Raw genomic sequence first — 12,795 nt, 5'->3', positions numbered from 1 at the left:
TTTGGTTTTGATGTAACCTAGACCACAGTTCGCAGTTCGACAAGACCCCGAATGACAAGGACTCGATGTGGCAAGGCCGACAACAGCACTGCTCGACGTCGACAGCATCGTCGACGCCGCGCTGCACATCACCGATGCCACAGGCGATTTCACCGTCAAACAGCTTGCGTCGAAACTCCGCGTACATCCCTCCTCGCTCTACCATCATGTGACCGGGCGCGACGAGGTGATCGACCGAATGCGCGCCAGAATCGGGCGCACGATCGACAGCTCGGGATTCGGCACCGACCCGTGGGACGAGGCCTTGATTAGGCTGGCATGGTCGTATCGGGCGGCGTTCGCCCAACATCCCGGGTCCATTCGCCTGTTCGCCACCTCGCGTGTTCGCGACCGCGAGTCACTGTCGGAGTACGAGCGCATCGCCGAGGGGCTGCACGACGCGGGCTTCGATTGGCCGGAGGTGCTGCCGATCATCATCGCGTTCGACAACTTCATTCTCGGCTCGGCCCTGGACATGGGTAGCGGCGGAAATCTCTACACGCCGGATCGTCGGGCACACCCGGCACTGACTGCAGCGGTGGGCGATCCAGAGGAACAACCGGATCCCACCGACGTCGCCTTCGAGCTGGGGCTGTCGGCGTTACTCGTCGGCCTCAGAGCGCGTCTCGCCGATCGCTGACTCCGGGCGACCGTCATCCACGTACCCTGCACGCCGCGTCGAGCGGCGTGCGCACGTCACCGTCGCGGACGTGCCGATGCGACCAGCATCGCCAGACCCATCTCGAAGGCGCGAGTGGCAATGGGATCATCGGAATCCTCGTCCTGCACAGTCTCGTAGGCCGCAGCCAAGCGAGGGAAGGCCTCTTCCTGGCCTGCCGGATCGAACACGACACTCGGGCCGGACATGTCGAGGACACTGCCGAGGATGAACGACTCGAATGCGGTCAGCAGAGGCAATACGTCCCTACTGGCCCAGCCCACCGCTTCGGCGGCAACCGAGAAATCCTCGTACTCCGCCAACAGCACCGGGGTCGATGCGCGCGTGGTCATGAGCAAGGGAACCGCGCGGTGATGCTCTGCGAAGGCCAATCGATAGGACCTTCCCCAGGCGACAAGGCCTTCTTCCCAGGGCAATTCGCGCAGCGGTGACGAATCGATGCGGGCCGAGACCAGAGCACGGACGTCTTCGATCATCGCCGCGCGGTCGGCGACGTGGTTGTAGAGGGACGTAGGGTTCACGCCCAATTTGAGCGCCACGCCCCGCATGCTCGCACCCTCGGCTCCGTGCCGATCGACCAGCGCCAACGCGGTGCGGGCGATCAGGTCACGACTGAGAATGGCGCGAGGTGGCCGTGCCATCGTTGTCTCCTCTCGGGCGGTCGTCGAGTACCGACAGCCTTGCATGCCCAGAAAATGTTCGATTCACCCGTTCCCAAAACCGACAGTGTGTGTTTTAGTTCTGTCATGACTTCTTCTTCCTTCACCGTGGTCGAGGCCGATGTCGCCGGCGTAGCCGCCGCACTCGCCGAGGGCACCGTGACGAGCGTCGAACTGGTGGCGCGCTACCTCAATCGAATTGGGCACTTCGACCGCACCGGGATCGCCCTGAACTCCGTACCGGTGCTCAACCCGGCCGCGTTCGAGGAGGCCCGCGCAGCCGACCGTCGGCGGGCCGACGGCCAGGCACTGGGACCGATGGACGGCATCCCCTACACAGCCAAAGCCAGCTACAAGGTGCGCGGCCTTCCGGTGACGGCGGGCTCGCCCGCATTCGAGGGCCTCGTCGCGACCGACGACGCATTCGCCGTGGCGCAACTGCGAGCAGCAGGCGCGATTTGCCTCGGCCTGACCAACATGCCTCCCATGGCAGCGGGCGGGATGCAGCGCGGACTCTACGGCCGCGCCGAAAGCCCCTACGCCGCAGAGTTTCTCACCTCGGCATTCGGCTCCGGCTCCTCCAACGGATCCGGCACGGCAACAGCTGCGAGCTTTGCCGCCTTCGGACTCGCCGAAGAAACCTGGTCCTCCGGACGCGCACCCGCGTCGAGCAATGCGCTCGTCGCGTACACGCCCTCTCGCGGGGTGATCTCGGTGCGGGGCAACTGGCCGTTGGTGCCCACGATGGATGTCGTTGTACCCCATGCCCGTACGGTCGAGGACCTACTACAGCTACTGGACGTGGTCGTGGCCGACGATGCGGTCACCGAGGGCGATCTGTGGCGCATGCAGGAGTGGGTGCCCATTCCGCCGGCCTCGGAGGTTCGGCCCGCGTCCTTCACCGACCTGCCGCCGCTGCCGCTGCGAGGCCTTCGGCTCGCTGTGCCGCGCCTGTACATCAACGGCGATCCCGACAGCGCCTATCCGATCCACACCCGCGACTCGGTGATGGCTCTGTGGCAGAGCATGCGCGACGACCTGGTGGCGGCGGGCGCAGAAGTGATCGAGACCGACTTCCCCGCCGTGGAGAACTACGAGGGACTGCATCCGGACTCACGGACGATGGTCGACCGTGGACTGGTTCCTGCCGAGTTCCTCGAACGCGAATTGGAAGAACTATCGGTGTGGGCGTTCGACAGCTTCCTCGCCTCGAACGGTCAGCCCGGCCTGCGTGGCCTGGCCGAGACCGACGCGGGGCGCATCTTCCCGCATCCGACGGGTGCGCTCCCCGATCGCTACGGCATTCTCCCGTTCGACACGGCCTACGATCTGGCGGATTACGTTCCTATGGCGAAGGCCGGAGTGACACCGTTCGATCGCATTCCGTCCGTGGAAGCGGGGATGCGCGGCTTGGAAGAAGTCCGCCGCGTCGATTTCGATAAGTGGTTGCGAGACAACAGGTTCGACGCGGTCCTCTTCCCGGCCGTCGCCGACGTCGGTCCCGCCGATGCCGATGTCGACGTGCCATCCGCAGATATCGCGTGGCGCAACGGCGTCTGGGTGGCCAACGGCAATCTCGTTCCCCGCCACCTCGGCATCCCTACGGTCACCGTTCCCATGGGATCGATGAGCGACACATCGATGCCGGTCGGCCTGACCCTGGCCGGTGCCGCGTACGCCGATTCGACCCTGCTGCAGATCGCTCGTTCCGTCGACGCCCTCGGCGCACGACGAGTGGCACCCACTCGTACTCCGGCACTGAGCGACGAGCAGATCTTCGAGGGCAGCACCACCGCAGGCGGCGAGCTGGCCGTCTCGCTACGCGACGTGCATCTGCGGCCAGGGTCCACGGGCGACGAGCTGTCCTTCGTCGTCGAGGTCACCGGCGGAAACGCCGATCAGGTGCACGCTTTCGTCGACGGGGTACGCGTGCCGCTGTCGGTGACGGACGGTGTTGCCACGGGAACTGTGTCGATCCCACCGGGTGCGCACGATGCCCGGCACAGCGAGTGGCGGGCACCGTACGGTCCCCTCGTCGTCGCCGTCGCACACAGCGCCGACGGAGGGGCCGCCGGAGCACTGGCCACAACCGACGGATCGCCTCTCTGAGCAAGGGGGGGGGTTCCTCGACGGCGACCGGTTACGGAATTGCCCGGCCCCAATTAAACCGACAGTGTATGTTTTATCTACCCGGGCGTTCGGCCCACTGACAACGAGGCAGCTCATGACCGTTCCGCTGACGCCCGACGCCACCCGGCTTCCGCTCGATACTCGACGAGGGACCTCGACGTTCGGCATGTCCGTACTGGGGTTGCTGACGGCAAACCTGTTGCCCTTCATGGTGATCGCGCTTCAGGACTCCCTCGGCGTCAGCGTCGCCGAGGCAGGAACCATCATGACGGGCTCGCTGCTCGCCACCGCCCTGGCCTGTATCGCGGTGACCCGGCTGGCCGAGGGCTCACAGCGAGTGGCGGTAGCTCGAGTCGGTCTGGTGGTCACGGCACTCGGATTCGGTGTCGCCGCATTCCCGATCGGTGCCACTGCGACCGTCGTCGGCGTCATCGTCGGAGGCGCGGGAGCCGGTGGCGCACTGGCGGCGAGCGGTGCAGCACTGGCGGCGCTGCGAAATCCGAACAGGATGTCGGCCGCAAACGGTCTCGTCAACCGTGCCGTCGTGACGCTCGTCCTCGCCGTCATTCCACTCGTCGGGGTGGGCTTGGGCAGTGTCTACGGCTTCGTTGCCGGTCTGGCGATCGTCCTACTGGTGACGTCCGGTTGGCTACCCGCCGCACCCGTACTCGACTCACCCGAACCGATGCGACGGACGACCCCGTCACCCACCTCGGTCGACACGCGGCGCACCACCGTTGCCGGGATGTTCTTGCTGGTGATGTACGCGGTGTGGGCAATCAGCGAGGATTCTCTCTGGGCGATCGCGGGCACCATGGGAGCAGACAATGCGCAGTTGAGCGACGCAGCTCTCGGCGTGGTTCTGAGCGCATCCAGCGCAGGAGGATTCTTCGCCGCTCTCGTGCTCATCCTTCTCGGCGACCGAGTGGGGCGCGCACTTCCGATGGCAGTCCTTCTCGTCGTCGGTGGTGCCCTGAAACTCGGTACATCCCTCGCGACCGATCCCACGGTGTACGGCGTGCTGCTCGTCGCCTGGAACTCGGTGTACCTGGCGGCCTTCCTGTTCTTCATCGCCACCGCGGCGGCCCTCGATGCCAACGGCAGATTCTCGGGCCCCTCACTCGGTGTCTATCTCGTGGGTACCAGCTTCGCTCCCGCGTTCGGCGGTTGGCTCGTGGAGTCGTTCGGCTACAGCACCTTCGGCTGGGTGGTGGGCGTGACCAGTTGGGTGTTGGTCGTACCGGTCGTTCTCGTCGCACGCCTGTCCACCCGCGTCGAACAAGCAGAAAAAAACGCTCGGCACTCGGATTCGCTACAACAGGAGACATCTCGATGACTACCCCCACCGCTCGCACGGCACTGGTGAACGGCAGGATTCTCAGCTCCTCCGGCACCCTGGAGGCCGTCGCCGACGGCACCCTGGCCGAGGCCGACTCCGTGCTGATCGAGGGCGACCGCATCGCCGAGGTGCACCTGCCCGGCACCGCGCATGCGGCGTCCGCCGACGTGACAGAGGATCTCGAAGGCCGATTCGTCCTCCCCGGATTCGTCGACTCGCACGTGCACCTGCTCTGGCTCGGAGCCGGGCTGAGCAGCGTAGCCCTCACCGACGCAGGCGATCTCACCGAAATCAGGCGACGGCTGGTCGAGGCGCGGCAATCCCTCGGACCCGACGCGACCATGCTGCGTGGCCGCGGCTGGCTCTTCGATGCCATCGACGGTGAACCCACCGCAGCCATGCTCGACGAGGTCGTCTCGGACATTCCAGTTTTCCTCGACTCCAACGACATGCACTCGATCTGGGTCAATACCGCTGCACTCGAGGCCATGGGAATCGACACGGCGACAACCGATCCGGCCGGTGGTCGGATCTCGCGCCTCCCCGACGGCTCCCCAGCCGGAATGTTGTACGAGCGCGCCGCGCACGAATTGGGTTGGGCCTACCTGTCTTCGGTCACCTCGGACCAGGATCGGGAGCGACACATAGAGCTGGCGCTCGACGCGTTCGCCGCGGCCGGGGTCACCTCGGTCGTCGACATGGGCATGGACGAAGACGGCTGGCGCGCGCTGCGCAGCGTTGCGGAGCGCTCGGGAGGCCGGCTGCCCGTCCGTGTCGCGGCGCATTGGCTCGTGATCGACACCGGCGACGCGCAGCGCAATCTGGACCAGGTGAACCGGGTTCTCGAGCTGCGAAACGACCCGACACCGTGGCTCGAGCTCGTCGGTATCAAGCTCGTCCTCGACGGCGTGATCGACGCGTGCACCGCAGCATTGAACTACCCGTACGCCAACGGCACCAACGGAGACCTGCTGTGGAGCGCCGAGGCGCTTCTGCCCGTTGTCGTTGCCGCCGATGCTGCCCGACTGCGTCTGGCGATCCACGCGATCGGCGATCTGGCCAGTGACATGGCCCTCGACGTTCTCGAGTCCATGATCGACGTCAATCCCACATGGGACCGACGACCGCGGCTCGAACACCTCGAAATAGTCAGCGAGCAGACACCCGACCGGATGGCTCGACTGGGTATCACGGCGTCGGTGCAGCCCGTGCACTCCGATCCTGCGATTCAACCCAATTGGCGCACACAACTGGGTGACGACCGTGTCGAACGTGGCTATCCGTGGACGCTGTTCACCGCTGCGGGGGCCCGCCTGGCATTCGGTACCGATGCCCCGACTGCGCCCCACGAAGCATTGGCGAATCTCTACATCGCCACCACGAGACGCTCGGCCACCGACCACTCGCTACCACCGAACGAACCGCAGTTCGCGGTACCCCTCGACGCTGCCCTCCGCCACGCGACATTCGATTCCGCCGCGTCCTTCGATGCCGATTCGCGCGTCGGTCGAGTGCAACCCGGCCTGTACGCCGATCTCGTCGTTCTGGACGGCGATGTGCTCGATGGAAGCACTCTGTTGGCTGTATCCGTCGCGCGCACCATCGTCGGCGGCAGGACCGTGTTCGAGAAAGAGACCGTGTTCGAGAATGAGACCGAGGAAACCCATGTCTGACACCGTGTTCGACTTCTTCGCGCAGCCCGAGCTGCCGACGCCGACCCTCGAGTCCGACGAGGTTCGTCGACTGATGGACGAGAACTTCGGATTGGCATGCACCCTCACCGAACTCGGCAGCCAACAGGACCAGAACTTCGTGGTCCGCGACATCGACAGCGGTGCCCCGATCGGCGTCCTCAAGCTCAGCAACCCGGTGTTCAGCGAGTCCGAGATCGAGTTGCAGGACCTCGCGGCGAGCATCGTCGCCCAGCGAGAGCCGACGCTGCGTACCCCGAAGGTGGTCATCGGCCCACGCGGACCGATGTCTGCCTGGTGGAACTCCTCGCAGGGGCGCATCCACGGCCGGGTCATCGAATTCATCTCGGGCACAACGCTGATGGGCTCGAACTATCTCTCCCCCGCCACGGCCGCACGGCTGGGCGAGCTCGCCGGCAAGGTCAGCGTCGCGCTCTCCGATGTCAACCACCCCGCGTCGGGCCGGGTGCTGCAATGGGATCTGCGCCATGCCGATCGCGTCATCGCAACACTGTTGCCCGACGAGCCGGACCCCGATGTCAGCGCATTCGTCACCGAGGTCACCGCATCGGCGATGCATCAGTTGCATTCGGTGTCGGCCGACCTGCCCGTGCAGCTCGGTCACTTCGACATCACCGACGACAACGTTCTCGCACCGACGACACCCGGGGCACTCCCCGACGCCGTCATCGACTTCGGCGACGTCAGTGCGTCGTGGGCGGTCAACGAAATCGCAGTGACCTTGTCCTCGCTGCTACACCACGACGGTTTCGCGCCGGTCGACTCTCTGCCTGCCATCCGCGCCTTCCATGCCGCGCGTCCGCTGAGCGAGAACGAGATCGAGGCACTGTGGCCCTTGGTCACCCTGCGCGGAGTGGTCCTGGTACTCAGCGGCCGCCAGCAGGTACGCCTCGACGCCGGGAACTCGTACGCCGACGCCGCGCTGGATCGCGAATTCCGCGTCCTCACCCAAGCAGCGTCGGTGTCCTGCGCCGTGATGACCGAAACCATCCGTCGAGCACTGGGTTTCGCTGCCCGGCCGCGCCCGGAATGGCAGGGTGCGCCACTGGTCGCCGGTGTGTCCGACGCCGTGTCCATCGACGCGGGCACCACATCGAGCATCAACGACGAAGGACGCTGGCTGGACCGCCACACCCTGACGGCCGCCGCGCTCGCCGCGCTCGATGCGGGCGCTCCCGCCGCGGTGGCACCTGCGTGGTCTGCTCGACTCACCGGAGGACCCAGCCGAACCCCCGCAGAGCCGGCCACGATCCCCACTGCGCTGACCATCTGGCTCGCCCAGGACACCGCGCTCGACGTGCCTGCAGACTGCTACACCACGGACACCGACGACGGCATCACCGTCACGTCCGGTGACGACGCCGTTCACTTCGTCGGAGTGCCGAACTCGGCGAATCCCCCTGTGCTCCCGGCGCGCACACCGATCGACGTCCAGCTCACCCGAGCGAACTCGGGGCCGATACCACTGCGTGTCGAACCCTCGTACGCCCACGGGTGGTCGGTACTCGCCGGTGACCCGGCCCCGGTTCTCGGGCTACCCGCTACCGTCCTCGCTCCCGAGGACGACACCCTCGAGCGCCGCGAACGACTGCTCGCCGAGGTCCAGGAGCACTACTACGCGGAGCCTCCCCGTATCGAGCGTGGATGGCGTGAGTACCTTGCCGACGTCGACGGTCGGGTCTACCTCGACATGGTCAACAACGTCGCCTCCGTCGGCCATGCCCACCCGAAGGTGATAGCGGCGGCGAATCGGCAGATGCACCTGCTGAACACCAACTCGCGCTTCAACTATCGCGCCATCACCGAGTTCGCAGAACGCATCACTGCAACCCTTCCCGACGAGCTCGACACCGTGTTCTTCGTCAACTCCGGTTCGGAGGCAACCGATCTCGCCATCCGCATCGCGATGGCCGCGACCGGACGTACCGATATCGTGGCCATGAAGGAGGCCTACCACGGGTGGACCTTTGCCAGCGACGCCGTCTCGACCTCGATAGCAGACAACCCCAATGCCCTTGCCACCCGACCGGATTGGGTGCACACGGTCGACGCCGCGAATTCCTACCGCGGTAAGCACCGCGGTGACGACGCGGCCCGCTACGCCCCCGAGGCCGTGCAGTTCATCGACGACCTGGCCGCGGCAGGCACTCTCCCCGCCGGGTTCATCGCCGAGTCCTACTTCGGCAACGCCGGAGGTGTCGCCCTTCCGGGCGGCTACCTCCAGCAGGTGTACGCCGCAGTCCGCAAGCACGGTGGCCTTGCGATCTCCGACGAGGTGCAGGTCGGTTACGGCCGACTCGGCGAATGGTTCTGGGGCTTCCAGCAGCAGCAGGCGATTCCCGACGTCGTGGCGGTCGCGAAATCGATCGGCAGCGGCCAACCCGTCGGCGTCGTGGTGACCTCGCGAAAGATCGCCGACCGCTATCGCACCGGCGGCTACTTCTTCTCGTCCACGGGCGGGTCCCCGGTGTCGTCGGTGATCGGCCTCGCCGTGCTCGATGTCATCCAGCAGGAGGGTCTGCAGGAGAACGCGCGCGTGGTCGGTGGCCACCTGAAGTCTCGATTGCAAGCCCTCGCCGCTGAACATCCGATCGTGGGCACCGTGCACGGATCGGGTCTGTACCTGGGACTCGAATTCATCCGTGACCACACCACCCTCGAGCCCGCCACCGAGGAAACCGAGGCCATCTGCAACCGGCTTCTCGAACTCGGAGTGATCATGCAACCCACCGGCGACTACCAGAACGTGCTCAAGATCAAGCCCCCGCTGTGCGTCTCGAAGGAATCGGTCGACTACTTCGTCGACTCGTTGGACAGAGTCCTGACCACGGGTTGGTGAGGCGAGTCCCCCCGTAGCGCGAGCGACTCGACATTCGGCAGGAGAACACGCAGATGGCTATTGCTCTCGACAGTGAGGTAGCGGCGGCTATGCAGGTGGCCGCCGCAGCATCGGGCGTCGTACCCGCGACCGAGCGAGGCGATGCCATGACGCTGCGAACTGTCATCGACGCGACCCTCGCGATCGACCACGGCAAACTACCGGACAGCACCTCCGTGAGGCGGTCGGATGTCGTGGTCGAAGGAGACGACGGCGTTCCCATCGCCGCGCGTTGGTATCTCCCGGACGATCGGGTGAGCACCAGTGCGGTCGTGTACGCGCACGGCGGCGGAATGATCAGCGGTTCGGTCGATCTGTACGACCCCGTCATCGCTCACTATGCCCAGCTCACCGGTGTGGCGTTTCTGTCCGTCGACTATCGCCTGGCACCGGAGGTGACCGGTGATACTCCAGTGAAGGACGTGTACACCGCACTCTCATGGCTCGTGCACGAGGCGGAAGCGTTCGGTGTCGACCCCGAACGCATCGCAATCATGGGCGATAGCGGAGGCGGCGGTGTGGCCGCCGGCGTCGCAATCCTTGCGCGAGACAACGGCATAGCGCTGGCACGACAGATCCTGATCTATCCCATGCTCGATTCACGTAACCTCCTGCCGGATCCCCATCTGACGGTGACCGCGACGTGGACATACGACGACAACTTCACGGGATGGAACGCGCTACTTCCCGAGGGAGTAGATGTGTCGCCGCTCTCCTCTCCCTCACATCTCGAAGATTTCTTCGATCTGGCACCGACCTTCATCGATGTTGGAGACCTCGACATATTTCGGGACGAAAGTATCGACTATGCGCTGGGCTTGCTTCGTGCCGGAGTGCCGTGCGAGCTACACGTACGAACAGGCGCCCCGCACGCATTCGAGTGGATCGCGCCCGAGGCCGCGGTGAGTCGCCGGTCCACCGAGGATCGACTTCGAGTCATCAAAGCCCTGTAACTTTTCGGGGAAAATGTCTGCGTCGAGGACCGGACAGTAGGAACTGATGACGTTACCGACATCGGTCGATTCAGCGCATAGCGCGTCGACACGGACACACCACAAAGGGCTATGCTCGGCCGGTGCGAAAGGTGACGAGCGTCGCGACTCTCGACCTGAATTTGTTGGTCTCGCTCGACGCCCTTCTTCAGCACATGAGCGTCACCAACGCAGCGCGACAACTGAACTTGAGCCAACCCGCCCTGTCAGCGGCACTGGCGCGACTGCGACGACACTTCGACGACGAGCTTTTGTACCGGGTCGGCAACGAGTATCACCTGACCCCGCTGGCTGCCGAACTTCGCCAACGCGCCGGTCTGGCCCTGGACGGCGTCGAGCGGGTCTTCCCTGCTCGACCCGAGTTCAGCCCGCAGGAGTCGACACGTGAGTTCAGCATCTTGGTCAGTGATTACGGAATCACCGTCTTGGGCAAAACCCTGGCGGGCCTCTTTGCCGAGGCAGCGCCGCGTGCCCGGCTGCGCTTTCGCCCGACCAGTCCTGACCTGGTCGCCCGGGTCGAACATACTTTGGTGAGTAGTGATTTGATGCTCGTGCCGCACGGTGTGGTCACCGATCTACCGCACCGCGATCTGTATCACGATCGCTGGGTGATGATCGTGTCCTCGGACAACGACGACATCGGTCCCACATTGAGCGTCGACGACTTGAAGAACTCTCCCTGGGCCGTGGTGTTCCATGGCCCATCGGCCGCCACGCCCGCGGACCGACAATTGCGGATGCTCGGCATCGAGCCGAACGTTCAGGTGGTGACCGAAAGCTTCCTCACGATTCCCGACCTCGTTGCCGGCAGCAAACGCATTGCGCTGCTTCAAGAAAGGCTTGCGCGCCTTCTACCCTCGACGTCGGGCGTGCGGACCATGGCATGTCCGGTCGAGGTGAACGAACTGGTCGAGACGATGTGGTGGCATCCCATCTACGACCGCGATCCGGAGCACATCTTTCTACGCGACATCGTCGTTCGCGCAGCGGACTCGGCCACCGACGTCGGGTAACGATCCGACCCTACTTCACCGCAATTGGATTGACCGGCGCGCCCACCGCACCGGTCACCGGAATCGGTGCGGCGGTGAGAAAGAACTCGTAGATGCCGTCCGCCGCGCAGTCGTCGCCGAGCGCGTCGAGATCCCACATCTCGCCCAGGAACAACCCGATGTTCGGAATTGCCACCTGATGCAAAGGCTGAAACGCGACATCGAATTCGTTCGGACGAACCTCGAAGCCCCAGGTGTCGGTCGCGATCGCCGCGATCTGGCTGTCGTGCAACCAATCCGCGGTGGTGAAGGACAGACCGGGGGCTGCTCCCCCGGCGTAGTCACCCCAGCCGTCCCGTCGAGTGCGACTGAGTTGGCCGGTCCGAACCAACACCATGTCGCCGAGACGGATCTCTGAGCTGTTTCCCTGTGCGGCAATCGTGTCCGTCAGGTGCTCGGTGGTGATCGCGAACCCGTCGGGCAATTCTCCGTTCTCACCGAACTGCCGGCCCACATCCAACAGCACTCCGCGACCGACGATTCCGTTGGCGACCGTCTCGATGCCGGTGACACCGTCCCCGAGGCTGGTGACGACCTTCTCCGCCGGCCGGCCGTTCCATGCCACACCGTGGTCGAAGATGTGCCCGAGTCCGTCCCATTGAGTCGAGCACTGCAGCGGCATCGAGACGACGTCGTCGGCACCACCGATTCCGTGCGGGAAGCCTTGGATTCCGGTGACGGCGTCGGTACCCGTGTCGAGCATCGTGTGTACGGGATTGGTTCGTCGACGCCAACCCTCCCGATGTCGACGCGTTGATTCCGGCAGCGAAGGCATGGATTGCCGAGAACCCGTCGGCAGTGCAGCCCTGGGACGTCAAGGGTTTCGAGATTCCCGGCGGCGGGCCCACCGACCCTGCCGTCGCTCAGAATCTCCTTGCTGCAACGGCATTGCTCCGTAAGCAGCTCAAGGGTGCACCCGCTCCTGCACCGAGGGCTATCCTCGCCGCCGCAGCGGAGTGCGCGACCGTCGACGTGGACACTGCGGATCGTATCGAGACCCGCTACTTCGTCTCTCTGATGACCGATCGAGTGGCGCAGAACATGATTCGTGCGTTCTTCTTCGACATGCAGACCATCCGGCGCGGCACGTCACGGCCGGCCGGGCACGACACGTTCACCGCCCGGAGCGTGGCGGTGATCGGGGCCGGAATGATGGGTGCCGCGATCGCCTACGTGTGCGCCAAGGCCGGCATCGAGGTGGTACTGAAAGACCTCGACCAGGACGCGGCCGATCGCGGAAGACTCTACGCCGAGAAGCTCGAAGCGAAAGCACTCGAGCGGGGGTCGACGACAGCCGAGAGGTCGGCGGCACTGC

9 protein-coding genes and 1 pseudogene are annotated in these 12,795 nt (G+C 65.2%); 8 read left to right on the top strand and 2 right to left on the bottom strand.

Features of this window, described 5'->3' with window-relative positions; all coding sequences use genetic code 11:
• Nucleotides 1-67 precede the first annotated feature (67 nt).
• Nucleotides 68-679 carry a TetR/AcrR family transcriptional regulator gene (locus ASG84_RS07665; RefSeq protein WP_057476419.1) on the top strand — a complete coding sequence of 204 codons (612 nt, stop codon included), beginning with the start codon at nucleotides 68-70 and terminating at the stop codon, nucleotides 677-679.
• Between the two features lie 56 nt (nucleotides 680-735).
• On the opposite strand, the gene ASG84_RS07660 is transcribed toward ASG84_RS07665, so the two are convergent.
• Nucleotides 736-1,359, bottom strand: coding sequence for a TetR/AcrR family transcriptional regulator (locus ASG84_RS07660; protein WP_057476534.1), 624 nt, complete (start codon nucleotides 1,357-1,359; stop codon nucleotides 736-738).
• Between the two features lie 105 nt (nucleotides 1,360-1,464).
• Here ASG84_RS07660 and ASG84_RS07655 point away from each other — a divergent pair, with 105 nt between their 5' ends.
• From ASG84_RS07655 to ASG84_RS07630, 6 genes are all read left to right on the top strand, one after another.
• Nucleotides 1,465-3,486, top strand: a complete 2,022-nt coding sequence (locus tag ASG84_RS07655) for an amidase (protein ID WP_057476418.1) — start codon at nucleotides 1,465-1,467, stop codon at nucleotides 3,484-3,486.
• A 115-nt stretch (nucleotides 3,487-3,601) separates the two neighbouring features.
• The gene (locus ASG84_RS07650) at nucleotides 3,602-4,843 is read left to right on the top strand and encodes an MFS transporter (protein WP_057476417.1); all 1,242 of its coding nucleotides are present in this window, start codon (nucleotides 3,602-3,604) and stop codon (nucleotides 4,841-4,843) included.
• Nucleotides 4,840-6,519, top strand: a complete 1,680-nt coding sequence (locus ASG84_RS07645) for an amidohydrolase (RefSeq protein WP_082520847.1) — start codon at nucleotides 4,840-4,842, stop codon at nucleotides 6,517-6,519. The genes ASG84_RS07650 and ASG84_RS07645 overlap by 4 nt, the downstream gene beginning before the upstream one ends.
• Complete coding sequence (locus ASG84_RS07640; protein WP_057476416.1) at nucleotides 6,512-9,397, top strand: aminotransferase; 2,886 nt, start codon at nucleotides 6,512-6,514, stop codon at nucleotides 9,395-9,397. The genes ASG84_RS07645 and ASG84_RS07640 overlap by 8 nt, the downstream gene beginning before the upstream one ends.
• Nucleotides 9,398-9,450: 53 nt before the next feature.
• Complete coding sequence (locus ASG84_RS07635; protein ID WP_057476415.1) at nucleotides 9,451-10,389, top strand: alpha/beta hydrolase; 939 nt, start codon at nucleotides 9,451-9,453, stop codon at nucleotides 10,387-10,389.
• 122 nt (nucleotides 10,390-10,511) lie between these two features.
• Nucleotides 10,512-11,441, top strand: coding sequence for a LysR family transcriptional regulator (locus tag ASG84_RS07630; RefSeq protein ID WP_235581583.1), 930 nt, complete (start codon nucleotides 10,512-10,514; stop codon nucleotides 11,439-11,441).
• A 10-nt stretch (nucleotides 11,442-11,451) separates the two neighbouring features.
• Here ASG84_RS07630 and ASG84_RS07625 read toward each other — a convergent pair whose 3' ends face one another.
• A complete protein-coding gene (locus tag ASG84_RS07625) occupies nucleotides 11,452-12,183 on the bottom strand; it encodes a cyclase family protein (protein ID WP_235581582.1) in 732 nt (243 codons plus the stop codon).
• 41 nt (nucleotides 12,184-12,224) lie between these two features.
• On the opposite strand from ASG84_RS07625, the pseudogene ASG84_RS07620 reads away from it, so the two are divergent.
• Nucleotides 12,225-12,795: pseudogene (locus tag ASG84_RS07620) on the top strand (3-hydroxyacyl-CoA dehydrogenase NAD-binding domain-containing protein); the annotation flags it as partial.

Origin of the sequence: Rhodococcus sp. Leaf278, from assembly GCF_001426085.1 — a bacterium.
GTDB lineage: Bacteria > Actinomycetota > Actinomycetes > Mycobacteriales > Mycobacteriaceae > Rhodococcoides.
The sequence above is the reverse complement of the archived record's forward strand: the minus strand, read 5'-3'. Positions and strand labels throughout refer to the sequence as shown.